The organism is Providencia burhodogranariea DSM 19968, assembly GCF_000314855.2.
GTDB lineage: Bacteria > Pseudomonadota > Gammaproteobacteria > Enterobacterales > Enterobacteriaceae > Providencia > Providencia burhodogranariea.
This window is the reverse complement of sequence record NZ_KB233222.1, coordinates 2,016,333-2,042,129: the sequence shown is the minus strand read 5'-3', so window position 1 is coordinate 2,042,129 and position 25,797 is coordinate 2,016,333. Positions and strand designations below refer to the sequence as shown.

At 36.1% G+C, this 25,797-nt stretch carries 22 protein-coding genes; 19 read left to right on the top strand and 3 right to left on the bottom strand.

All coding sequences use genetic code 11. From position 1 onward, the window contains the following. The 10 genes from OOA_RS08750 to OOA_RS08710 all read left to right on the top strand — a co-directional run. Nucleotides 1-2,268 (top strand): beta-ketoacyl-[acyl-carrier-protein] synthase family protein (locus OOA_RS08750; protein ID WP_008911783.1); only part of this gene is annotated, 2,268 nt, incomplete at its 5' end. Further along, the gene (locus OOA_RS08745; protein ID WP_008911782.1) at nucleotides 2,265-3,479 is read left to right on the top strand and encodes a beta-ketoacyl synthase N-terminal-like domain-containing protein; all 1,215 of its coding nucleotides are present in this window, start codon (nucleotides 2,265-2,267) and stop codon (nucleotides 3,477-3,479) included. The genes OOA_RS08750 and OOA_RS08745, both read left to right, overlap by 4 nt. An 11-nt stretch (nucleotides 3,480-3,490) precedes the next feature. After that, complete coding sequence (locus OOA_RS08740) at nucleotides 3,491-4,537, top strand: hypothetical protein (RefSeq protein ID WP_008911781.1); 1,047 nt, start codon at nucleotides 3,491-3,493, stop codon at nucleotides 4,535-4,537. A gap of 15 nt (nucleotides 4,538-4,552) precedes the next feature. Continuing rightward, nucleotides 4,553-5,260, top strand: coding sequence for an ATP-binding cassette domain-containing protein (locus tag OOA_RS08735; RefSeq protein ID WP_008911780.1), 708 nt, complete (start codon nucleotides 4,553-4,555; stop codon nucleotides 5,258-5,260). After that, complete coding sequence (locus tag OOA_RS08730) at nucleotides 5,253-5,918, top strand: hypothetical protein (RefSeq protein WP_008911779.1); 666 nt, start codon at nucleotides 5,253-5,255, stop codon at nucleotides 5,916-5,918. Before OOA_RS08735 ends, OOA_RS08730 begins: the two co-directional genes overlap by 8 nt. Then, nucleotides 5,918-6,832: an ABC transporter permease family protein gene (locus tag OOA_RS08725; RefSeq protein WP_008911778.1), complete on the top strand. Its 915-nt coding sequence runs from the start codon at nucleotides 5,918-5,920 to the stop codon at nucleotides 6,830-6,832. Before OOA_RS08730 ends, OOA_RS08725 begins: the two co-directional genes overlap by 1 nt. Then, a complete protein-coding gene (locus OOA_RS21365) occupies nucleotides 6,832-7,203 on the top strand; it encodes an FtsX-like permease family protein (RefSeq protein ID WP_083880270.1) in 372 nt (123 codons plus the stop codon). The genes OOA_RS08725 and OOA_RS21365 overlap by 1 nt, the downstream gene beginning before the upstream one ends. 25 nt (nucleotides 7,204-7,228) lie before the next feature. Further along, nucleotides 7,229-8,164, top strand: coding sequence for an ACP S-malonyltransferase (locus tag OOA_RS08720; protein WP_008911777.1), 936 nt, complete (start codon nucleotides 7,229-7,231; stop codon nucleotides 8,162-8,164). Nucleotides 8,165-8,190: 26 nt separating this feature from the next. Then, nucleotides 8,191-9,213: a hypothetical protein gene (locus OOA_RS08715; protein ID WP_008911776.1), complete on the top strand. Its 1,023-nt coding sequence runs from the start codon at nucleotides 8,191-8,193 to the stop codon at nucleotides 9,211-9,213. A 95-nt stretch (nucleotides 9,214-9,308) separates the two neighbouring features. Then, nucleotides 9,309-10,397 (top strand): lipase family protein, encoded by a 1,089-nt coding sequence (locus OOA_RS08710; RefSeq protein ID WP_008911775.1) that lies wholly within the window; start codon nucleotides 9,309-9,311, stop codon nucleotides 10,395-10,397. A gap of 85 nt (nucleotides 10,398-10,482) precedes the next feature. On the opposite strand, the gene OOA_RS08705 is transcribed toward OOA_RS08710, so the two are convergent. After that, the gene (locus tag OOA_RS08705) at nucleotides 10,483-11,019 is read right to left on the bottom strand and encodes a hypothetical protein (RefSeq protein ID WP_008911774.1); all 537 of its coding nucleotides are present in this window, start codon (nucleotides 11,017-11,019) and stop codon (nucleotides 10,483-10,485) included. A gap of 360 nt (nucleotides 11,020-11,379) precedes the next feature. Between OOA_RS08705 and OOA_RS08700 the strand changes: the two genes are divergently transcribed. The 4 genes from OOA_RS08700 to fdnI all read left to right on the top strand — a co-directional run bounded on the left by OOA_RS08700 (nucleotide 11,380) and on the right by fdnI (nucleotide 17,019). Then, nucleotides 11,380-11,643, top strand: coding sequence for a DUF2798 domain-containing protein (locus OOA_RS08700; RefSeq protein WP_008911773.1), 264 nt, complete (start codon nucleotides 11,380-11,382; stop codon nucleotides 11,641-11,643). A gap of 783 nt (nucleotides 11,644-12,426) precedes the next feature. After that, on the top strand, nucleotides 12,427-15,474 hold the full coding sequence (fdnG, locus tag OOA_RS08690; protein WP_148284502.1) for a formate dehydrogenase-N subunit alpha: 3,048 nt from the start codon (nucleotides 12,427-12,429) through the stop codon (nucleotides 15,472-15,474). Between the two features lie 11 nt (nucleotides 15,475-15,485). Further along, entirely contained in the window at nucleotides 15,486-16,373 is an 888-nt protein-coding gene (gene fdxH, locus OOA_RS08685; RefSeq protein WP_008911770.1) for a formate dehydrogenase subunit beta, read from the top strand. Continuing rightward, entirely contained in the window at nucleotides 16,366-17,019 is a 654-nt protein-coding gene (fdnI, locus tag OOA_RS08680) for a formate dehydrogenase-N subunit gamma (protein WP_008911769.1), read from the top strand. The genes fdxH and fdnI overlap by 8 nt, the downstream gene beginning before the upstream one ends. A 245-nt stretch (nucleotides 17,020-17,264) precedes the next feature. Here fdnI and lsrK read toward each other — a convergent pair whose 3' ends face one another. Together lsrK and lsrR are read right to left on the bottom strand one after the other, a co-directional pair. Further along, the gene (gene lsrK / locus OOA_RS08675) at nucleotides 17,265-18,860 is read right to left on the bottom strand and encodes an autoinducer-2 kinase (RefSeq protein ID WP_008911768.1); all 1,596 of its coding nucleotides are present in this window, start codon (nucleotides 18,858-18,860) and stop codon (nucleotides 17,265-17,267) included. Between the two features lie 114 nt (nucleotides 18,861-18,974). Beyond that, entirely contained in the window at nucleotides 18,975-19,928 is a 954-nt protein-coding gene (lsrR, locus tag OOA_RS08670; protein WP_008911767.1) for a transcriptional regulator LsrR, read from the bottom strand. A 301-nt stretch (nucleotides 19,929-20,229) separates the two neighbouring features. Here lsrR and lsrA point away from each other — a divergent pair, with 301 nt between their 5' ends. From lsrA to lsrF, 5 genes are read left to right on the top strand one after another with little or no spacing between them, the layout of a single operon-like run. After that, complete coding sequence (gene lsrA / locus OOA_RS08665) at nucleotides 20,230-21,804, top strand: autoinducer 2 ABC transporter ATP-binding protein LsrA (RefSeq protein ID WP_008911766.1); 1,575 nt, start codon at nucleotides 20,230-20,232, stop codon at nucleotides 21,802-21,804. Further along, nucleotides 21,798-22,814, top strand: a complete 1,017-nt coding sequence (gene lsrC / locus OOA_RS08660; RefSeq protein ID WP_008911765.1) for an autoinducer 2 ABC transporter permease LsrC — start codon at nucleotides 21,798-21,800, stop codon at nucleotides 22,812-22,814. The genes lsrA and lsrC overlap by 7 nt, the downstream gene beginning before the upstream one ends. Continuing rightward, a complete protein-coding gene (gene lsrD / locus OOA_RS08655) occupies nucleotides 22,801-23,817 on the top strand; it encodes an autoinducer 2 ABC transporter permease LsrD (protein WP_008911764.1) in 1,017 nt (338 codons plus the stop codon). Before lsrC ends, lsrD begins: the two co-directional genes overlap by 14 nt. A 28-nt stretch (nucleotides 23,818-23,845) precedes the next feature. Beyond that, nucleotides 23,846-24,865 (top strand): autoinducer 2 ABC transporter substrate-binding protein LsrB, encoded by a 1,020-nt coding sequence (gene lsrB / locus OOA_RS08650; RefSeq protein WP_008911763.1) that lies wholly within the window; start codon nucleotides 23,846-23,848, stop codon nucleotides 24,863-24,865. A gap of 48 nt (nucleotides 24,866-24,913) precedes the next feature. Further along, nucleotides 24,914-25,795 (top strand): 3-hydroxy-5-phosphonooxypentane-2,4-dione thiolase, encoded by an 882-nt coding sequence (gene lsrF / locus OOA_RS08645; RefSeq protein ID WP_008911762.1) that lies wholly within the window; start codon nucleotides 24,914-24,916, stop codon nucleotides 25,793-25,795. Nucleotides 25,796-25,797: the final 2 nt, after the last annotated feature.

Sequence of the window (25,797 nt, the reverse complement as noted above, 5' to 3'; positions counted from 1 at the left end):
TTAAATGAGACTGCGATGATAGTGGGTGTTTCCTCCGCGGGTACTGAAGCATTCCTTCCTTTATTCGAACAACATGTTGAAGACTTTTCCATTAAAAAAGCCATTCTTTCCGGCGGATTTTCATCTTGTTGCTCAAGTGTATCTAGTTTACTTGGTATTAGGGGGGGAATAGAACTTGTTGCCACAGCGTGTACAGCGAGTTCAAGTGCGATCGGAATAGGGTATGACTATATCCAAAATGGTAAGAATCCAGTTGTGCTTGCGGTAGGGACAGAACCTATCTATTTACCAACCTTTGCAGGTTTTTATGCATTAAATGTTATGAAATCAACACCGACTTCCCCATTCTCTGGTGAGCCTGGTATGTCAATAGGTGAAGGCGCTGGAGCATTAGTATTAGAAGACTACGACCACGCAATTGCACGAGGTGCTACGATATATGGTGAAATCTTATCATACGCGACTTCTTGTGATGCATACCATGAAACAGCACCTGATCCTCGTGGCAGTGGGGCTGTTCAAGTTATGCGAAAGGCAATACATAATGCGGGGATCGCTCCAAATGATATAAATTATATTAATGCACATGGCACGGGAACTGAAGCTAACGATCGTATTGAAACAATATCAATGAAGAAAGTATTTTCAAACATCTATAATATTCCTTTAAGCTCAACAAAGTCCTATGTTGGTCATAATATTGGTGCAGCAGGTATAGTAGAAATAATAGCGTGTTTTATTACATTAGCTAAAAATAAAATACCACCTACGTTAAATTTCACAACACCAAGACAAACATGTGATTTAAATTATGTACCTAATGAGTTTTTAAATACTAATGTTAATTTATTCATGAAAAATAATTATGCATTTGGTGGAAATAACTGTTCTATTATTGCAAGCCCACAATTAACTAATATTGAACCAACTGTATATAAATCTAAACGTGTCGTTATTACAGGGATAGGTGCCATCACATCAATTGGCAATAATATGTTAGAAGTTATCAAAGCACTAGGTAATAGTCAGAATTCAACTGCAATAAAAAGAATATCATTTCGTGATGATGTGAATAGAGATATTAATGCGTTAATGGAGGTGATTAAAGAAGATAAAGAGTTTGAAGAGTCACTGGGGCATCCTTATTTAAATATTGAAATAGATAATAAACTTAAAAATGGCGCATCATATCATTCTGTCTCTAATGCTAATCCTAAAAAAATATTGCGTCATTACGATCCAAGAAAAGCGGGTGTAAGCGGTACGTACGCGCTATTAGCATTAACGGAAGCTTTAGCTGATGCTGGCCGTAAGGTTAAGCGAGATGGCGAAAACTTAGGATTTATTGTAGGAATGTCAAAGGGGCCACAGTATACGGTTAACCGATACTTGCAAAGCTTAATACCTGATCCGACTAAGGTAAGAACATCAGATTTTCCAGGAACTTTAATGAATGCCGTACCGACTTTCTGTGCAATTACTGAAGGAATAAGAGGATATACAACAACACTGGCAACGGGAGTGAATTCAGCATTAGGTGCGCTAACTTATGGATATGAAATTATTAGGCAAGACCTTCAACCACAAGTTATTGTCGGTGGTGCAGATGAACACTTTGGCTCAATTTCTCTCTACTTTCAAGCGATGAGTGAAAAGGTAAATCTCACAGAGGATCCAGCGGATTACCACATTTACTCTAAAGATAAAACAGGCTACATGCCTGGTGAAGGTGCCTGCATGTTATTTATAGAAGATAGGACTCATGCTATTGAACGAAATGCAATAATACATGCGGAAATTATTGGTTACGGTAAAGCGAATGATAATTCTTTCTTTGATAATGAGAATATCGCGGATCGTATTGATGGATTAACGTCAGCAATTAATCGGGCACTTTTAGAAGCAAAAATTAGTGCTAAAGAAATTGATATAGTTTGCGGAACGAGTGATGGAAATAAAGATAATGATAAGGTGGAAATAGGCGCTATTCGGCACGTGTTTTCTAAGTTATCACCTGAAATTCCAGTTGTTAACTACAATGCCATGTTTGGTCTCGTTGAATCTTGTTCCGGATTACTTGGTATGTCTTTAATTCTCAATATGATGAAAACAGGTGAAATAGTTCCTATACCTTATACCCAAAATTTCATTGACGATGATATTAACTTCATTACCGAACCAATAAAAAAAGAGGTTCATATTGCATTAATCATCGGTTCTTCGGAAGGTTGCAATCACTATGCCATAATCATTAGGAAAGATTTATGAGTAAAAAAGTTGTTTTAAGTGGATGGGAGATTAAATTACCGTCGTATAAAAACTTTAGCATGTTATCTCAATCTCTTATAGATAAAAAAAGAGTTAGAGGTGAAAAGTATTTTAGTAATGATACTATGGCTGTTTATTATAAATTTACTAATAATCCTAATGTGGTTAAGTTTTTCAATAAAAAAATCGACTTTCATAAAATGATTAATGAAATTATCGATAGTGGGTTGAAAAAAGCGAAAATAACACGTGAAATATTAATTGAAAGAAAAGTAAAAATATATTTAGCAGGTCAAGGTGCTAGAGCTGACTTATTAGACTATCAAGGGTTTTATGATAAAAATGATGCAGAAGATGTCGCGTGTTCTCCGAGGATAAAAAAACTTCATTCTAATCAATATGCACAAGATTATATCTCAAATAAATTATTTAAGGATTATCAGTTAAATTGGCCACCAATTTCAATCTATTGTGCAAGTAATTCTGCATTGATGGCTACTCATATTGGTTATCAAGAAATTAGTTATGGAGCTGCTGATATAGTTATTATTTTATCTTGGAGTGACATTTTATTACAAGATGTATCATTTATGGATAGCCAAAATATGTTAGCAAAAGAGTATGCACAGCCATTTAGCAAATATAGCGATGGTGTTATGTTATCAGCTGGATACTCTGTTTTGATTTTAGAAAATGCTGAACAAGCAAAAAAAAGAGTTGAACAAACGTCTATTTGTATAAACGAATCTTTATTTATGCAAAATAATGCAAGTAGGAATTCAGGGGGGGCAACATTTAATTTTTATACAATATCAAAGTTAATATTAAAAACTCTTGATATGTCACAGTATAAACCATCTGATATTGGTGCGATATTTATTCATGGTAATGGTTCTATTATTAGCGATAAAGCGGAGGCAATGGCGATTACGAATGTTTTTAAAGACTTTATTGATATCCCAATTTTAAGTTATAAAGGGCAAATAGGATATGTATCAAATTGTTCAGGTATCATTGACTTGATGATTATGGCTGATTGCTTAAATAGAGGAATAATTATTCCCTCTGTTGGCGCTTATCCCATTGATGATGCATTAGATTTGAATTTTCTATCCAACAAATCAATCATGCCATACTGCGGAAAACCAATGCTAAAACTAGGACTAGGAATGGATGGCTCTATTATTGTAATGATATTAACGACTAATTAGAGATTAATTTTATGACGTCAAATTATAATGCACTCTCATCATTTTATACAGTAAATATTGCTGCATTTTCTATCTATGAACCTACGGAACCATTAATCCCATTTATTCCATCTTGGTATAACGTTTGGGAATCACATATGTTCAATAAAGCTAATAAAAAAACGGGGCATGATAGTTGGTGTTTTAAAAGATATGGGATTAATTATGATATTTATCTTCGAGAAGGGTTGAGAAAAACAAGTTATCGACCTTATATCCAAGCTATGGAACAAACAGTTGATGATGCTTTTTCTCAACTAAATCATAAACAACAGAATATATTGAAAAAAGAGCGTAATGGATTAATTTATGTAGACTCTTGGGGAGAATTAACTGTTTTTGAAAAAATTGATAGTTGGCGGGATGCTTATACACTTAATATAATATCTAAAAGTATAATGAAAAAATTTGGAATAAAAGATTTTTCATGTAAGGTTAGAGGTGAGCGTAATGGTTTGATGTCTGCATTATTATTGGCACAAAATCTTCTTAATTCTAATCAATTAGATAATGTTTTTATTTATGGTGGTTTTAGGGCAATACCTATTTTAGTTTTCACGGAAATTGAAAGGCAACCTAAAGTAAGAAAAATTGGGGATCCTGTGATAAATAATTCAATAAGTGTTGAAAGAACATCATGCCTTATTATTAACAAAAAAAATTATTCAAATACATCTATATATGTTAATCGTTATTTTTCACTCTCTGAAAATAAAAGAGAATCAATTAGTATTTTATTGAAGAATTGGAATGATTGTATTGGTGAAAACACACATTCTATCTACAGTGCATTTTTACCTACCTATGAGTATATCGATATTCATGATAAGTCATTTAATAAATTAACCTCTGACGTTGATTATTATACTTTAAATACAATGTATGGTGATAGTGGTTTTTTGACACCGGCTCTTATGTTGAATCATTTAGAGTTTATTAAAAGTCAATCTTCTCATAATATTATGTCAACAATTGATGGTGAGAGAGGCGTTTGGCTTTTGGATTGTTGGAGAAGGTAGTCGCGAGAACATAACATGAATAAATTTAAGAATTCCGAACAAATCCCAATAATTTCCTTATTAAATGTTAATAAAACCTCCTCTAAATTTATAAATAAAAATCAAATACTAAAAAACATAAATTTCAATGCTAAAGTAAATGATTTAATTGTTATAGAATATGAGGATGAGGTTGAGATAAATTCGCTTATCAATATTATTTTAGGTTTAGATAATTTATATAATGGTCATGCCTATTTTTTGGGGAATGAACTTCAATCATTAAATGGTAAACAACGCGCAATGTTGCGGCTTAGAAATCAAAGCATTATAAGTAAGGAGATGAGACTATTTGATAATTTAAATGTATTTGAGAACATTTATTACTCGTTATTAAAGAATAAGGGAGGGAAAGAAATAGAGGAATTTAAATATAAAGTGATTCAATCGCTTAGGTATATGGGGGTAGAGGATTTTATAAATAAAAAGCCTAAACAAATACCATCTGATTATTTAATGAAAATCGCTTATGCAAGAGCTTTAGCGAAGAACCCCAAGTTAATTATTATTGATTATCATATATCTAACTATGATAGTAATGAATTTAATTTATTTTTAGAGATATTATATAGAGTATATTTTGATTTCAAAATTACAACTATTTTAATTACTAATGACAGAAGGTTTTCGAACTCAATCAATAATATCATGTTACTTAAAGATGGAGAGCTTGCTCGTGTTTAAAATAATAAAAATTAAATTTTTAATAGTTATGTTTATTATTTTATTTTATTATTCACTGGAGGGTAAAGCTGAGTCAGATATTATTAACAACCGGATAAATATGTTTTTATCTATAGATGATAAAGCTTCTGCTAACAATTTGATAGAGATTATTAAAGTACTTAATAGTGATATTATAAATAAAGATAGAGTAGTGGATAAAGTGTTCTATGGATACGCAAATGTATTTATGGCCGATATTTATAATAAAAATAAATCTTATTCTAAAGCCGCTGAGACTATAAAGCGTGCTTTTTTTTATATTGATGAGTCTGTAGAAAGTAATAAAAATAAATGGACGTTAATTTATCTTCGTTTACGTATGGATGCATTCGTCCCTTCATATTTAGGGCGATGTAATATTGCCGTAGAAGATAGTGAAAAATTGTTATCCTCTAAAGATATCAATCCAAATTTATTTATTATGATCGAATATATGTATGCTAGAGCACTATATAGTTGCAAAGAGTATAGTAAATCCAAAACTATAATGAATAAAGTAATAAAAGAAGGTGAGATAGGTAAAGAAATTGCAAGCTATGGGTATGATCGAGTCCCTCCGTGGTTAAATGTCGAAAAGATATTAATCATTATGCCATTAATGTTAGAGGGTTATTAATGAACACAATGATTATTTTTATTATTTTTATTATTTTTTTTATAATGATATTATTGCTCTGTATTTCATTATATGGATTTTATATTAAATATATATTGTCACGTTTTTTAATATCTCTACGTAATGGAAAGAATAAGATAATATTTATATCATTACTCTGTGCAATAATGCTTGTTTGCGATGGAGTGTCTAATCATATATTCAATCTTTTACAAGAGCAGGTGGTGAGATCTAATATGGGGCATGTGATGATCTCTAAAAAAGAATCTGTAGATAATGCTATTGATTCTCCACTTTATATTCTAAACAGACATGAAATTATGGCAATAATGAAAAATGATTTATATCTAAAAGATAAGATAGACTTTGTATCTGAGCAATTACTATTTTCTGGCATCATAGTTAATTGTTCTAATCAACGGGCTATAAATTTTTCAGGAATGGGTATTAGCCCTGAATCCTCTATCAGGATAGGCGCTTTTGATCTTACAGTTTCTGGAAGTGAATTATCTAATGTAGATATTAAAGGAATTACTTTAGATAAAAAATTAGCTGATTCAATTAAGGTAGCGTATGGAGATATTGTTAAATTAGTTTTTATCAACGATAAATATGAAAAAATTGAATTTATTACTCATATCCGGGGCGTGTTTATATCTGAAATGAAAGGAAATGAATATGGTACTATTAAAATTCCATTCGAGATGGTAAAAAAATTTTTCGGAGCTAATGTTGTCAGTAAGATAAATATTATACTTAAAGATAGTAAGGATATTAATTCTGTAATATCAAATATAAAAAATAGAGATGAATTTAAGAGTTTCGATTATAAATTGGATAGTTGGATTGAAAGTAATAGCGATATTAAATCAACAATATATTTTCTCTATTATAATTTGTTTTTTTTAAAGTAATACTTGCTACTTTTTCATTTTTTTTAATAAACAAAATTGTTAGTAATAGTGTCAATTCTTCAATTGAGGATATCTCGATATTAAATACCTTAGGGATGTGGATGCCATACTTTTGTCGAATTTTTTTACTAGAAGGTTTATTTATTGGCATTGTAATATCCTGCTCAAGTTTGGTTATAGCAATGTTTTTTTCATTTTTAATTAATATAAGCTTAATTAGCATGCCGTTATCAACCGGAGAAAGTTATCAACTATTTGTTTTATGGTCTTACGAATATAGCTCTATGTATATAGTACTATTATTAATATCTTCTTTTATGGCATCTATTCATCCAGCGATAAAGGCTGTTAAATCACAACATTTTTTATAAATAAATTTTTCAAAATGGGTTCAATATGATCATTACCAATGAAGTTAAAAAAAACGAAGATATTGTTATGTTTTCCCCTGGGCAAGGCCAGCCATATCTAGGTATGGGAAATAATGTTTTTAATACTTCTCTACGGACTAAAGCGGTTTGGGATTGTGCGAGTGAAATATCAGGATTTGATGTTGGAAAATTATGTATGAAAGGACCAATGACTAAGCTTGTTCAAACGCGATACCAACAATTGGCTGTGACTACGATTAATATAGCAACATTGCTATTGTTGCGAGAACGTTTTTTATTTAATGAAATTGGATATTCAGGTCATAGCGCAGGGGAGTATTCTGCTCTATTTGCAGCTAATGTTTTTGATCTAGAAAAATTATTTAAAATAATTAATTATCGTTCATTAATTATGCAGGAATTAGCAAGTAATAAAAAAGGGGTAATGTATATTGTTAAGAATTATCCTTACAATAAAATCCGAACATTGATTCATACTAATGGATTAAAGGGATTAGTAAATATTTGTTGTGATAATAATGAACATCAACAAGTTATAGGTGGTGATATTACGAGTGTACGTATCATAATTAATCAGCTATTTAAGATGAAGATAGAAACGACTAAATTAGCTGTAAATGGTGCTTGGCATACCGATCTTATGTTAGATGCTAAAGAAAGAATGGAATTTTTTTTAGCTAATATTGATTTCTCACCACCATTGCAGCCTATCATAATGAACGTACAACCCAAATTTGTAAGCAATACTAAAACGATAAAAGCGAATTTGGTCAATCAGCTAACTGATACTGTGAGATGGCGAGAAACAATGGCTACATGGAATAAAAAAGGTTATAAAAACTACATTGAAATTAGTGGTAAAAAATCACTTTACTACATAGCAAAAAATTTCTATCCAGAAAATGGTATTACTATATTACATTCTAATGATTATATTTAATAACTTTATTGTACGCTGGAGGGGGAATGCTACCAAACTATCCAAATTATATTAATTTTCATCATAAAATAATTCTTAAACCTATAATTTTAGCTTCAGTTATTCTTAATTTATGTTTTATTAACAATTATCATGATCTCTCATTCAATGAATTTTTTATTGGTATATATGCTATTTTTTTTGTTGTTTTATTGAGTGCGATTAATAATGAGAAAGCGTATTGGGTCTATTGCGTCTTTTCAGAAAAATTTATTTTGGATAAAATAAGTGATGATATGGTTAAGTATAGGAAGTTATATTCTAACAAGTCATTATTAGTTGTTATTTTTTTCGCTACTTTTCTTGTTTCTCTTATTATATTATGTTTTTTTTCTCATCTTACCTTGTATCTTTCTTCTAATAATTTAAATGTGTCAATTGCTTTTGTTGGTGGGGTTATATCACCTTTTTTAATATGGTATTACATGAGGTTTATTATTCATTATTATTTTTATAAAGCTGTTGTGTTTTTAGATGAGTATTCATTTGACAGCACACATTGTACAAATTTCAAATTATCTAATATAGTTATAAAGGAAATAGTTATAAGTCTTATTGTCAATTTCTCTATTGTACTTCCAATAAGTCGAAAACCATCATTCTTATTAGATAACGGCTATATCGATATACAGTTTATGATAGCCTTAATAATACTATTGTACTCGGTTCTAGGTGTAATGCTGTTTTTATCTAGAGGCAGTAAGATAAATTATTTTATGGGTGTGATTCTAAAGCATAAAATAAATAATAATATCGAGAGTTTTAGGCCTAAAAGATTATTCATTAAGGTAGTAATATTAATCATTATAGTTCCTATGTTTTCAATTGTTGTATGTTATACCTTTTGTTTTTTTAATTTTAATGGAGGGTTCTTTTTGATTTATACTGTTAGCTTATTACCGATTTTATTTTTTTATTATTTAGAAAGAATGGGGCGATTATATAAAGATGCTATTTTGGCATTTGATATGGTTTTAAGACTTAATGCACTTAAAACGCTAGAAAAATAGAATTCTTTAATATTTTCCTACTAAGTCATTCATTACTTTTTTAATTTCAATAGAATTAATTAATATCAGTTACTATCTACTGTGGAGAATAAAATATGGATACTGTATATCATGATACAGCAATAAATCTAGCGCTTAGCTATATTGCCAGTGCAGGGCAAGCAGTTAAACAACATAATCCTGAATTAGTGTATAGAAAAATAAAGTTATCACTTGAAGCGAGCAAAGCAACAGCAGATTTATTTGAGATTGTATGGGGGCCTGCTGTCTTACGTTTTCCTCCTCTAGGGTTAAAAACGAATAAATCTATAGACGATAATCTTGATGATCATGTTTTTTTTATTGTTCGAAATAAGAAAAACCTAACAAAATTTCATTTGGTTATTAGAGGTTCAGTTTCTGACATTAATTGGCAGGAAGATCTCGCTGTATTTGAACAAGTTCCTTGGCAAAAATGGGATAAATTGGCTCCTGATGATGCAATGATATCTCAAGGCACAGGTGTTGCACTTGATTTTATTATTAATGCTGTTAGTAATAATAGCCCTGGGCTGGGCACTACATTGTTTGATTTTATCGAAGATCATATTTTGAGTTTCAGGTGGGCAACTTTAAATGTTGTTGGTCATAGTTTAGGGGGGGTATTGGCATCAACATTAGCCCTATACCTTAAGCGTTTGTATGTCCAATATGTGAATAGTCCACTCTCAATAAATTGCTATTCATATGGTGGGCCAACTGCCGGTAATCAGACCTTTGCAAAATACGCAAATGATATCTTTAATGCTAATGGTGATGATCCTTCAATTGACCGTAGTATTTTCCATCAAATTATAAATAAAAATGATATCGTCCCTAAAGCTTGGGATTTTTACACTTTAGAAAGTATTAATGATATTTATCCGGGGGTAAAGCTACCAGATACATTGGATAAGTTACTTAATCATATCGCCATCCCAGAGTTAAAATTGATTGATCGATATGTACATATTAACCCATTGAGTCCTTATGCTTTTCCTAGCCCTCCTGAGTGTGATGATTTTAACGAACTAGTTGCTTATCATCATCTATATGCCTATCCATATATATACAATATGAGCTGGGTGAATGTTGAATATGAGATAAATCTACCTATTGCTGATATTGTTGTAGTGCAGGGGGAATGGGGTAAAAAAATATCATAAAGTAATCTTTAAAATAAAGTTGTATTATATAAATGAAAAACCCCAGTGTTTAAATTGAGGTTTTTCATTGCAGGTTAATCTATGTTTAGTTTTTATTATCTTTATTTCTTTCTGTGAATTCAGATTTTATAAATGGTCTTTCTCTTTTAATTACCTTAAGTTCTGAATATTGATTCTCATCTGGAATGCTAGGTGTTAAACATAAGCTATTGCCGTTATAATCTATTAGCCATGCAGCAACCTGTACATCAATTTTTAAATCAGGGCTATATATATACCAATTGGTTTCTACAGGAATAATCTGCTTAATATTTATTGATGATATATCAATAAATACGTTTTTTGAACCGATTTCGTTTTTTGCGGCTTTGATTTTTTCGGGTATAATATTTAAATCTGGATTAGCATAATCAATTCTGACTGGAAATAAGCTTTTACTTGCCCGTTGATTAGTCAAATTTTCATTTTCTAATTTGTTTGGGGCTAATGCGAGTACTCTATTATCTGTCGTTAGTCCCCAAGAACTCAATGTTGCATAATAACCATGTTTAGGATGTTGTAAATACCATTCACCTAAAGCTGGAAATATTTCTCTTATTACATAATCAGTAGGTTCTATCATTTTAATACCTCTGTATATATATTTTATATTTTTATTACTCTAATATGCAAATCATATGGTTTAAATATCTTCTTTGCGCGTTTTTAATAAGGCAGATTCTATTTAATGTTTAATAATCTATAGGTTCACTTTTAGTATAGAAGAACAATATTATTAACAATTTATCTTATTTATAATAACCTAACAAAATTCAAGGTTAATTATTTGTTAACACTTCTATTGACAAAGTAATAACTATTCATAAAATGTAGGTCGATTTTGGTCTTAAAAGACTCGTAAGCGTTTACGTTAATCAACGCATATCGCTTTGTTTATTAACAGCTATAGGCTGTTGTGAATATTCAACTTGGAGTCTTGATTATGTCGTCTCAAAATAACAACTATATCCTTGGTATTCCTAAACTTCCAGCTAGAGCACTGATGTTTCTGGTTCCTTTCTTCTTATCTTTAGTGATGAGTGGTGTTGTTTCTTTGATCAGTACGGTAAAGGCATTAGGTATTAATACTGAAATGTTGTCGCCATGGTTAAGTTCTTGGATTCTATCTTGGGTCATCGCATTTCCAACGGTGTTATTCGTTTTACCTTTTGCTAGAAGGGTTTCTATGCTTTTTGTCAAAAGCTAAACATTAATTTAGCTTAATCTCTCAGTCATTTTCTATATACCCTCATCTTATTGAGATAAGAGGGTATGTTTATTTTTGATATTTAGTATAAGAATTTTTTTATTAGTATTGCGATTGAATTTAATCCCAATTAAAAATATTAGATAAATAATCTAACCTTTCTAAAATTAAATGGTGCTTGTTTGAATGAAGTTTATTCTTCAGTTAACTGAGTCACTCACTTTACGTTATTTTGTAGGAGTTTAATTTATCGTTATATGATGGCCAAATTTTTGGGTGTATGAAAATTCAAATTACTCATTAAATAATTAATAATAATGTGGGTAACCACAATTGACATAACTAAATTTATTTTATCTTTAGGACTATATGTGATGTTAATGGCGGTTAATTATTTTTTAATAATCAAATAAAATTTAATTATAATAAGGGTGTTTTTTTGCGATCAATAATTGAATTTTTTTGTTTTTTAGTTTTTGATCTGAATCAATATTCATAATGTATACTCAATTAGTAGTACCTTTTTCTGATTGTTAACTACTCAGTTAATATTAATTTACCTTTTATTTTCACATTAATTGATTTCAGGCAATATCTCATCATTTTGTACTGATATTCTCTCATCGATTATACATATCTTACTTCAAGTTAATTATTAGTTAGTATTACTCAGCTACCCGAGTGAATTAGTTATTTTATGCTGTTCAAACTATCTATTTTTGCCAACAACAAGAAACTTGAATTATTTTCGGTATATATACAATAAATATAAAGAGGGAAGCAATGAACGTCAGTCGCAGAAAGTTTTTTAAAATCTGTGCCGGCGGGATGGCAGGTACTACTGTAGCTGCGTTAGGTTTTATGCCAGCAACGGCAATAGCCAATGTACGTGAATATAAATTACTTAGCTCCAAAGAGACTCGTAATACTTGTACTTACTGTTCTGTGGGTTGTGGATTGTTAATATATAGCATGGGCGATGGCGCCATGAATGCTAAATCCGCTATTTTTCATGTTGAAGGTGACTCAGATCACCCAGTCAATCGTGGAGCATTATGTCCGAAAGGGGCTGGATTGCTTGATTACATTCATAGTGAAAATCGTTTACGTTATCCTGAATATCGTGCTCCGGGTTCAAATAAATGGGAACGCATTAGCTGGAATGACGCTTTCACTCGTATCGCTCGATTAATGAAAAATGATCGAGATGCCAATTTCATTGAAAAAAATGAACAAGGCACAACAGTGAATCGCTGGCTATCAACAGGGATGCTCTGCGCATCTGCGGCAAGTAATGAAACTGGTATGCTAACTCAGAAATTTGCTAGATCACTGGGTATGCTGGCAGTTGATAACCAAGCACGTGTCTGACACGGACCAACGGTAGCAAGTCTTGCTCCAACATTTGGTCGCGGTGCGATGACCAACCACTGGGTTGATATTAAAAATGCCAATGTCATTATCGTCATGGGCGGTAATGCTGCAGAAGCTCACCCTGTCGGGTTCCGCTGGGCGATGGAAGCGAAGAACAATAATGATGCGACACTAGTTGTTATCGATCCGCGTTTCACGCGTACCGCATCAGTGGCAGATCATTACATGCCAATTCGTTCTGGTACCGATATTACCTTCTTGTCAGGGGTTATTCTCTATCTCATTGAACAAAATAAAATCAATGCTGAATATGTTCAACATTATACCAATGCAGCACTGTTGGTAAGAGATGATTATAGCTTCGATGATGGCCTATTTAGTGGCTATAACGCGGATAAACGCAGTTATGACAAAACCACTTGGAATTACCAATTTGATGAAAATGGCCATGCTTTACGTGATGATTCTTTACAGCATCCACGTTGCGTATGGAATTTACTCAAACAGCACGTTTCTCGTTATACACCGGATGTAGTAGAACAAATTTGTGGTACACCAAAAGATGATTTCTTGAAAGTGTGCGAAATTTTAGCATCTACAAGTGCAGCGAATAAAACTACGACATTTTTGTATGCATTGGGATGGACTCAGCATACGGTCGGGGCACAAAATATCCGTACCATGGCAATGATCCAACTGTTGTTGGGAAATATGGGGATGGCAGGCGGTGGTGTTAACGCATTGCGTGGTCACTCAAATATCCAAGGTTTAACCGACTTAGGCCTGTTATCAACCAGCTTACCGGGTTATTTAACTTTACCTTCGGAAAAGCAGACGACAATCGACAGCTACTTAGCCGCCAGTACGCCAAAGGCCACGTTACCAAATCAGGTTAACTACTGGAGCAATTACCCGAAATTTTTCGTTAGTTTAATGAAGTCTTTCTATGGTGATGCGGCTCAAAAAGACAACCAATGGGGCTATGATTGGTTGCCAAAATGGGATCAATCTTATGATGTCATGAAGTATTTTGACATGATGAGCAAAGATCAAGTTAATGGCTATATTTGTCAGGGCTTTAACCCAGTTGCGTCATTCCCAGATAAAAACAAAGTTGTCAGCTGTTTAAGCAAATTAAAGTATTTGATTGTTGTTGATCCATTAGTGACCGAAACGGCTAATTTTTGGCAAAACCATGGTGAGATGAATGATGTTGATACGGCATCGATTCAAACTGAGGTATTCCGTTTACCATCAACTTGTTTTGCTGAAGAAGATGGTTCGATTGCTAACTCAGGTCGTTGGCTACAATGGCACTGGAAAGCGGCTGACGCACCGGGTGAAGCGCGTAATGATGGTCAGATTTTAACCGGTATATTGCACGAAATTCGTGAACTTTATGACCAAGAAGGCGGCCAAGGCCAAGATCAGTTGATGCAGATGCGTTGGGATTACAAACGTCAATTCCACCCTGAATCTGAAGAAGTGGCTAAAGAAAATAACGGGATCGCATTGGTCGATTTGTATGATGCGAATGGCAATTTACAGGCTAAAAAAGGTGACCTCCTCAGTACGTTTGCACTATTACGTGATGATGGTTCGACGGCTTCGTCTTGCTGGATTTATGCGGGTAGCTGGACTGAAAATGGTAACCAAATGGCAAATCGTGATAACAGCGACCCATCTGGTATTGGTAACACATTGGGCTGGGCATGGGCATGGCCACTAAACCGCCGCGTCATTTATAACCGCGCTTCATGTGATACACAAGGTCGTCCATGGGATAAAAATCGCATATTGATCGAGTGGAATGGAAAAAAATGGGTTGGTAATGATATTCCTGACTTTAATGCATCAGCGCCTGAAGTTGGCTCTGGGCCATTCATCATGCAACCAGAAGGTTTAGGCCGTTTGTTTGCGATTGATAAAATGGCAGAAGGCCCATTCCCTGAGCATTATGAACCATTTGAAACGCCATTGGGGACTAATCCACTGCACCCGAATGTGGTTTCTAACCCAGCAGCACGTATTTTTGAAGACGATAAACAACGACTTGGTAGCCATGAACAATTCCCTTATGTCGGAACGACTTATCGTTTAACAGAGCATTTCCATACATGGACCAAGCATGCTCGCTTAAATGCGATTGTACAGCCAGAACAGTTTGTTGAAATTAGTGAAACGTTGGCAAAAGCGAAAAGCATCGGGAATGGAGATAAAGTCAAAGTCAGTAGTCAACGTGGCTTTATCAAAGCGGTTGCTGTTGTGACTCAACGATTACAAACGTTAATGGTAGATGGGAAACCGATTGAAACAGTGGGGGTACCTATCCATTGGGGCTTTGAAGGTGCAGCTCAAAAAGGGTTTATTGCCAATACGTTAACACCATCAGTTGGTGACGCTAACTCTCAGACTCCTGAGTATAAAGCGTTTTTAGTTAACATTGAGAAGGCGTAAGGGAGGGAACTATGTCCATGCAATCTCAAGACATTATTAAGCGTTCCGCGACCAATAGTATTACGCCTCCTCCACAAGTGCGTGATGATAAATTTGAAGTTGCGAAACTGATTGATGTGACCTCTTGCATAGGCTGTAAAGCTTGTCAGGTCGCGTGTTCTGAATGGAATGATATTCGTGATGAAGTCGGTCATTGCGTTGGGGTCTATGATAACCCAATGGATTTGAGCGCGAAATCATGGACGGTGATGCGTTTTAGCGAAACCACTGAAAACGGTAAGTTAGAGTGGTTAATTCGCAAAGATGGCTGTATGCATTGTACTGACCCAGGATGTTTGAAAGCTTGCCCATCTGCGGGTGCAATTATTCAGTACGCTAATGGTATTGTCGATTTTCAATCAGAGCACTGTATTGGTTGCGGTTATTGTATCGCGGGTTGTCCATTTAACATCCCTCGCTTGAATCCGAAAGACAATCGTGTGTACAAATGTACTTTATGTGTAGACAGAGTTAGCGTGGGGCAAGAGCCTGCTTGTGTAAAAACTTGTCCAACGGGTGCTATTCATTTTGGTACTAAAACGGAAATGCTCGAATATGCCTCTGAACGTGTTGGTAAACTGCAAAAACGCGGTTTTAAAAATGCGGGGATCTATGATCCTGAAGGTGTTGGCGGTACTCATGTGATGTATGTTCTTCAACATGCTGACAATCCTGAGCTATACCATGGTTTACCAAAAGATCCTCAAATTGATACGCCAATTAATTTGTGGAAAGCAGTATTGAAGCCACTTTCAGTCGTGGGCTTTATTGCCACTTTTGCTGGACTCATTTTCCACTATGTAGGAATTGGCCCTAATAAAGAAGTGGATGATGAAGAGGAGGATGATCCCCATGAGTAAAAAGAGCAAAATGATTGTTCGGACAAAATTTATTGACCGAGCGTGTCACTGGACGGTGGTTATCAGCTTCTTTTTGGTTGCCTTGTCTGGGATAGCATTATTTTTCCCAACCCTGAAATGGTTAACTGAAACCTTCGGTACACCGCAAATGGGGAGAATTTTGCATCCGTTTTTTGGTGTGTTGATCTTTGTTGTGCTGATGTTTATGTTCTTTCGTTTTGTGAAGCATAATATTCCCGATAGAAAAGATTTACCTTGGATTAAGAATATTATCGAAGTTCTTAAAGGTAATGAGCATCATGTTGCTGATGTTGGTAAATATAACGCAGGGCAGAAAATGATGTTCTGGAGCATTATGAGTATGATTTTTGTACTCTTAGTGACAGGTATTATTATTTGGCGCCCTTATTTTGCAGATATGTTCCCGATGTGGATGATCCGCTGGAGTTTATTGATCCATGCAGCGGCAGCCATCATTTTAATCCATGCCATTTTAATTCATATGTATATGGCATTTTGGGTGAAAGGTTCGATTGATGGAATGATTGATGGAAAAGTGAGTCGACGCTGGGCGAAAAAACATCACCCACGTTGGTATCGCCAAGTTGAAGCTAAAGAAGCTGAAGCCGAAAAAGATAAATCATAAAGGTTGAACTAATATATACCCGCTATATTTCAAATTGTCTCTTGAAGTTTGGCGGGTATAAATTCAATAGAATCGAAGAGGGGTTGGCCCATAAATTCAGGTTGTATTGATATGAGCACTAAATAATTCGATTTCATCTAAGTAACTAGAACCAGTAAATGCAGCGAAAAATTACATTTAATTTGAATACAAATGGTTCTTCAAAGATCAGTAATCTTGAGTTTAGAAGTGGTAAAAGTAAACGATTATTTATGCCCCGGCGCTTTCCACAATGAGGTTGTTAACCCATTATCAACCAAAGAAAGCTGATCCGCATAAATTGCCTGCCAATCTTGCTTCGCTTTATCATAAATCTCACGATTTTCAGGGTTAGGTAAATATTCATGTTCCCAGCGAACTAACCGTTCACCCGTTGATGCTAAATCAGTGTAAATACCGACACCAACACCTACTGCGATGGCACAACCTAATGCCGTTGCTTCTTTGACAACCGGTACTTTTACGGCAACTCCGGTAACATCAGCAAGAATTTGACTCCATAATGCACCTTTAGAGCCGCCTCCTGCAAACACTAATGATTGTGCTTTGACACCACTAAATTGAGCAATTAAATCAAGATTACAGGCAGAAACAATCGCCGCATTTTCTTCTAATGCTCGAAATAATGTTGCCTTATTACATTTTTCTGCATCAATAGAGAGGTTAATGAAAGATGGTGCTGCGTGATACCAAGATTTAAAACGCATCACATCTGAAAAAATGGGCATGATGCCATATGATCCTGCGGGCACTCGTACCGCCATATCTTCGAGTAAGCTATAAGTATCAATTCCAAGGCGCTCGGCTATCAATTTTTCTTCTGCACAAAATGCGTCTCGGAACCAACGCATAGTGAGTCCTGTAAAGAAACTGATTGATTCAGCTTGAACCATTCCGGGGATCACATGAGGGTTGATACGTGTATTCATGTTTGGATCAGTGACGGGGGCGGGCAAATTAACCACTTGTTGCCAGAAAGTTCCCCCTAGAACCGCTGTTTGCGAAGGTCTTACAATCCCTAAACCTAAACAGCCTAATTGAACATCACCACCGCCCATAACAACAGGCGTACCTTCCATTAAACCTGATGATTTTGCCGCTTGTTTAGTGACATATCCCAGCAATGTGCCAGTTTCTTTCACGGGTGACAGAATATCAGAACGCAACCCTGCCATTTCTAGAATACTGGGGCGCCAATTACGGGTAAATAAATCTAACATTCCTGTGGTGCCTGCATTGGAGGGATCAACTGCCAGTTCACCGCTTAATTTACAAGCTAACCAATCACTTATCATCGTAAGTGTGGCTGCTTTACGATAAACATCAGGTCGATTATGGGCTAGCCATAATAAGCGAGGCATAGCACCAAGGGCTAACGTTTGCCCTGAATAACGGTAAACGTCATATTCAAAGTTATTATCATAAAGCTCTTTTAATTCAGAAACCTCATGACTGGAACGTGCATCAACGTTAGCACAGGCCCAAATGGGTTCACCTTTCTTATCATAAAGAACAATACCTTCACGCATTGAGCAAGCGGCAAGTCCAGCAATAGCTGAAGGCGGTATATTTGCTTTTGTTAGTGCAGATTTAATACATTGGCAAGCCAGTTGCCAATTGGTTTTTAAATCGAACTCCATTGAACCAGGTACATCTGGTATTGCATGATGTACCCATTCCGCTTGGCCTACTGAAATTTGGTTTCCATTCAAGTCAAAAATAACGGATCGAATACTGCCTGTACCGGCATCCAGAGCCATTAAGTATTTTTCTGATGCGCCATCATTTGCATACTGGTTCATGGTGCTGTCCTCATGGAACAGTCAGATAAAACTGTTCTTATGGATTTAATTACATTGGCATTTTAAAAAACCTCATCAGTACAATTTGCGAAATTGTCTTATTCATAAATAAAATCAATCAGTAAAAAGTTCAAGCATCGCTCTTGCGGTGAATTCTTCGGTGACAAGGGAATGAATATAATTTCCTTTCAAGGCAGCCAAAATAACCTCTGCTTTTTCAATGCCACCCGCAACACCGATAACACGGGGTATCGATTTGAGATCTGCTAAAGAAACGCCTATCAACTCATGATGGATATCGATCTCACTGACTAATTCTCCATCACCATTGATGAAATAGCCTAAAATATCACCAACCGCGCCTTTGCGACTGTACATCAATTGTTCACCGCCACTGATATAACCTGAACGCATAATTGTTGCATCTTGCTTTTGGTTAATCGCACCTAACCCAACAACTGCGACATCTGCTGCGCAGGCGGCTAACATCACATCCTGCACACTTTTTTCCTGTCGAAACGTACTCGCCACATTTGCACTTGATACACGTAATGGCGCAGGAATAATACTGATGGCGCAATCTGCATCTAACTGGCCAATTCCTGTCATATAAGGTCCAACTCCACCAGACAATGTCACTAACCTTATTTGCTGTGAAGAAATGTAGCCGCTTAAATGTTGCAAAGTGCTCATTGCTGTTTCACCAAAACCAATGGCCAGAAGCTGGTCTGTCGCTAACATGGACATCAAAACATGTGCGGCGGCAACACCAAGACGGCTGTTTAAATTTGGCCCTGTTAATGCCGGTAAAATGCGGATCTGATCAAGCTTAAACTTTTTTTTCAGTTCCTCTTCGAGTTCCAAACAACCTTCATACCGTGAGTTAATTTGGACGCGTATCACACCTGATTGCCGACCTTTCTCTAATAGCCGTGACACTTTAAGACGAGTCAGCCCTAATAAATCGCCTATTTCTCCTTGCGTTAGGCCATCGTGATAATAAAACCACGCAATGCGAGCCAGTAATTCTTCTTCATTCATGTTAATTCCCGGATTATCAGCTTCCATGGACGAAATGCTTTTTACCGAGGCGTTTTTTCTATCAATTGATTTAGGCATATGAACTTTTGTATTTCGCTATTACAGATAAGCATCAATTTTGATTTATCGCCAGTGATGCAAGACAATTATTTGAACATATTTTAACGCAGATCTGATTTTTTCACAAAAGGTGATTGTTAGGTTGCCATTTTCGCGATTATTAGACTAAGGTTTATGAACAAATGAATTATAAATTTATAAATGTTCACATTCACATCGTTGGTTTATCCCTAACTTATTTCTGTTTAGCATATCAAGAGGTGTCGTCATGTCTGAGAACTTGCCATATTCATCTCCTCTGCTCACAGTGAAAGGAATTAGCAAACAATTCTCTGGTGTCGTGGTGTTAAGCCATATCGACTTCTTGCTTTTCTCGGGTCAAGTTCATGCGTTATTGGGGGGGAATGGGGCGGGTAAATCGACACTAATGAAAATTATTGCAGGTATAGAACAACCTGATCAGGGAACGATGATGATTGAAAGTCAGACAATTAATCATTTAACACCGTCAAAAGCACATCAATTAGGCATCTACCTTGTTCCTCAAGAACCTTTGCTGTTTCCTAATTTATCAGTGCAAGAGAATATTTTGTTTAAATTACCGCGGCATCAGGCAGATAAGAAAAAGCTACAACAACTCCTTTACTCATTGGCTTGCACTTTTGATTTATCTGCGCGAGCGGCAACCTTAAATGTTGCAGATCAACAATTAGTTGAGATTATCCGTGGATTGATGCGTGATTCTCGTATTTTGATTTTAGATGAACCCACAGCTTCGCTCACCCCAGTAGAAACAAAGCGTCTGTTCCAAAGGATAAATGAGCTAAAAAGCCAAGGGGTAGGTATTGTTTTTATCTCACATAAAATTCCTGAAATCCAAGTGATAGCCGATGTCATTAGTGTGATGAGAGATGGCCAAATTGCGTTGGCAGGGCCGACTTGCCATTTTACGACGGATCAAATTATTCAAGCGATTACACCGGAAGCCAAAAAACGACCGTTGTCTGATACGCAAAAATTATGGTTAGAACTTTCAAATTCGCGCAGTGAACTGAAGAGTGGTAATGAAATTTTAAACGTTTCGAATTTATCAGGTGAAGGCTTTCGTAATATCAGTTTTAGTCTTAAATCGGGTGAAATTGTTGGATTAGCTGGCGTTGTCGGGGCTGGTCGCACGGAATTAGCGGAAACAATATATGGTTTACGACCAATCGTTTCAGGGGGTATTCATTTTATTAATCAATCCATCAAGAAAATGAGAATAGGTGAGCGTCTTGATAAAGGCTTAGTTTACTTGCCTGAAGATAGACAAGCTTCCGGTTTATTTTTAGATGCTTCTTTGAGTTGGAATATTGGTTCATTAACTCTCAATCGCAGTACCTTTTGGACTCGCCAAGCTTTTGATGATGCTGTTCTTGAACGTTATCGACGTGCCTTAAATATCAAATTTGGGGAAGGACATCAACATGCAAGAACCCTTTCAGGCGGTAATCAACAAAAAATTCTAATTGCGAAATGCTTAGAAGCCAATCCTGCGTTATTCATTATTGATGAACCCACTCGTGGCGTTGATGTTGGCGCCCGTAATGATATTTATCAGCTTATTCAAAGTATTGCACAACAAAATGTCGCTATCTTATTAATTTCATCAGATTTGGATGAGATAGTTGAATTGGCAAGTCGTGTACTCGTTATGCATCAAGGTGAAATTGTCGGTGAGTTGAATAAATCAGAAATCGATGTCGATACCATCATGCACATGGCTTTTGGTGAAAAACGTCAATCGGACGCCAAACAACCATTAGAAAAAGATCGTGCAGTTATACAGGAGATGCCATGCTGAAATTTATTCAGAATAACCGTGAAGTCACCGCGCTGATTGCGATTGTTTGCTTATTTGCTCTACTCATTAGCATGGATCATCGTTACCTGAATTTTCAAACTATAACAATGATTTTCTCCAGTGCCCATATTCTTATTTTGCTGGCCATCGGTGCAACATTTGTCATGCTAACACGCAATATTGATGTGTCAGTTGGGTCAATTACTGGATTATGTGCGGTTACGGTGGGTTTAGCGCTCAATGCGCAATTAGGCTTATCACTATCAATTGTCTTGGCTTTATTGGTCGGATTTTGTGCTGGGTTATTTAACGGCATATTAGTGACGTTACTCAAGATCCCCGCAATTGTTGCCACCTTAGGAACGCTTGAGCTTTATCGCGGCTTAATGTTGTTAATAACGGGAGGGAAATGGATCGAAGGTCTACCAACTGAACTTAAAAGCCTTTCTAATCCTATGTTTATAGGGATTTCACCCATTGGCTGGTTCATTATCCTATTGATTATTGCAGTTACCTTCCTATTAAAGAAAACGCAATTTGGTCGAGGTTTTTATGCCACTGGCGATAACCTGCAAGGTGCTCGTCAATTAGGTGTGCCTATCAATAAGATTCGTATTTTAGCTTTTTCGCTTAATGGCACGATGGCTGGTCTTGCTGGCATCGTTTTTGCCTCTCAAATTGGTTTCATCCCTAATCAAACGGGGAGTGGTCTTGAAATGAAAGCTATTGCCGCCTGTGTTTTAGGGGGAATTAGTTTATTAGGTGGAACAGGCACTATTTTAGGCGCAGTGTTAGGCGCTTACTTTATGACCCAAATTGATAGTGTATTAGTGCTGCTAAAACTCCCTGCTTGGTGGAATGATTTTATTGCAGGTTTTGTTCTGCTTGCTGTACTGGTTTTTGATGGTCGTTTGCGTGTTTCTGTTGAAAAGAATTTACGTCAACAACGTTATGCTCGTTTTTTAACACCTAATAAAACCAATGGTGAGGGACAACATGACAATCACTAAACGTTACGGCTGGGAAATTACCTTGATCTTGTTAATCGTTCTGGAGATTTTGCTATTCGGCTGGGGGAATCCACGCTTATTAGATATCAATGTATTGCTATTTAGTACCAGTGATTTTATTTGTGTCGGTTTAATCGCTTTACCGTTAACTATGGTTATTGTTAGTGGTGGAATGGATATCTCATTTGGATCGACGATTGGTTTGTGTGCGATATCACTAGGGATAATGAATCAAGTCGATATTCCGATGATTATTGCTATTCCATTGACCTTATTAATTGGTTTTGTTTGCGGTTTAATCAATGCATTACTGATTTTATATACTGGCGTTAATCCATTAGTCATCACTTTGGGCACAATGTATCTGTTTGGCGGTAGTGCTCTCTTATTATCTGGGTTTTCAGGTGCCACAGGTTTTGAGGGAATTGGCGGGTTTTCAATGGAATTCACCGATTTTGCTAACTTTACTGTATTGGGATTACCAATTCCATTGGTTATTTTTATTCTTTGCGTGATTGTTTTTTGGCTTTATATGCACCGAACGTATAACGGAAGAGCCGTCTTTTTGATCGGTCAAAATGTTCGCGTAGCTCAATATGGCGCCTTTCCTATTGCCCGTACATTATGTCTTTTATATGCGTTAGTCGGATTAAGCGCAGCTCTCGCCTCTATTATTCTGGTTTCTTATTTCGGTTCAGCACGAGCAGATTTAGGTGCTTCTTTTATTATGCCTGCCATCACGGCTGTTGTTTTAGGTGGTGCCAATATTTATGGCGGCTCCGGTTCAATTTTAGGAACTGCTTTGGCTGTTTTATTGATTGGTTTTTTACAGCAAGGGCTACAAATGGTCGGTGTGCCAAATCAAATATCCAGTGCACTTTCGGGTGCATTGTTAATCATTGCCGTTGTGGGTCGTTCTATTTCTCTACATCGTCATCAGATCCATGATTGGTGGATGCGTAGACGCAATCGGCAACTTCTAGCAGCGCAACAACAAAACTAACTCATAATGTTGAGAGATGGAGAATGACATGAAAGCATCCATGATGAAAAAACTCACAATTGCGACTGCATTAAGTCTCGCTTGCGTTTCGTGGGCTCATGCAGCTGAAAAAATGGCCTTTATTCCGAAACTAGTCGGCGTCGGTTTCTTTACTAGCGGCGGTCAAGGTGCAGTAGAAGCAGGAAAAAAACTGGGTATTGATGTGACTTATGATGGCCCGACTGAGCCTAGTGTTTCAGGTCAGGTGCAGTTAATTAATAACTTTGTGAATCGTGGCTACGATGCAATTATCGTTTCTGCGGTGTCACCCGAAGGTTTGTGTCCCGCGTTGAAACGTGCCATGCAACGCGGTGTAAAAGTCCTAACATGGGATTCAGACACCAATCCTGAATGCCGTTCTATCTATGTTAGCCAAGGTACACCTAAACAATTAGGTGGAATATTAATTGATATGGCGGCTAACCAAGTCAAAAAAGACAAAGCAAAAGTGGCTTTCTTTTATTCAAGCCCAACAGTCACCGACCAGAATCAATGGGTGAAAGAAGCCAAAGCCAAAATAGAGGCTGAGCATCCAGACTGGGAAGTTGTCACTACTCAATATGGTTATAACGACGCCACTAAATCCTTACAAACCGCAGAAGGTATTCTGAAGGCATGGCCTGATTTAGATGCAATCATTGCACCTGATGCCAACGCATTACCCGCAGCAGCTCAAGCCGCTGAAAATTTAAAACGTAACGATGTTGCTATTGTTGGCTTTAGTACACCAAATGTTATGCGCCCTTATGTTGAGCGTGGAACGGTTCAGCAGTTTGCGTTGTGGGATGTGGTTAAACAGGGCGAAATTGCGGTTAATGTGGCAAATGCTTTATCTAACAAAGGTGAACTTAGTGTTGGCGATAAATTAGATATTGCCGGTGTAGGCACCGTCGAAGTCTCACCTAATAGCGTTCAAGGCTACAGCTATGAAAATAAAGGCAACGGTATCGTTGTGATGCCTGAACGCGTTATTTTTACCAAAGAAAATATCAATAACTACGACTTTTAATCATGACGCGTGAGGTTACTGCGCTGAATATATTATATGGAGTAATTAATGGCTGATTTAGATGATATCCGTGACGGTAAAGATTTTGGCTTAAAATCCCCACAAAAAAATACTTTATTCACGTTAAAAGGCAGTGCAGCGCTGGATTGGGGCATGCAATCACGATTAGCGCGTATTTTTGACCCAAAAGATAACAAAACAGTAATGCTCGCGTTTGATCATGGTTATTTTCAAGGCCCAACAACGGGTCTTGAGCGTATTGATCTCAATATTGCGCCTTTATTCCCTGAAACTGATGTGTTGATGTGCACGCGTGGAATTCTACGTTCTCAAGTGCCACCTGCAACGAATAAACCTATCGTATTACGCGCTTCAGGTGCTAACTCCATTTTGACTGAACTGTCTAATGAAGCGGTTGCGGTTGCGATTGAAGATGCAGTTCGTCTGAATGTGTGTGCTGTTGCTGCTCAAGTTTATATCGGGACTGAATATGAGCATCAATCAATCAAAAATATTATTAAATTGGTTGATGAAGGAATGCGGTACGGTATACCCACAATGGCGGTAACGGGGGTGGGGAAAGATATGGTACGCGACCAACGTTATTTCTCTTTATCAACTCGGATCGCCGCGGAAATGGGAGCTCAAATTATCAAAACTTACTTTGTAGAAGAAGGTTTTGAACGTATTGCAGCGGGTTGCCCAGTACCCATAGTGATAGCGGGTGGTAAAAAATTACCTGAGCTGGAAGCATTAGAAATGTGCCATAAAGCAATTGATCAGGGCGCATCAGGTGTTGATATGGGGCGTAATATCTTCCAATCAGAAGATCCTGTTGCGATGATTAAAGCGATTAAAGCCGTGGTACATGGTAATGAAAAACCACAGCATGCTTATCAACTATTCTTGAGTGAAAAAAATAAGGGGTGAAC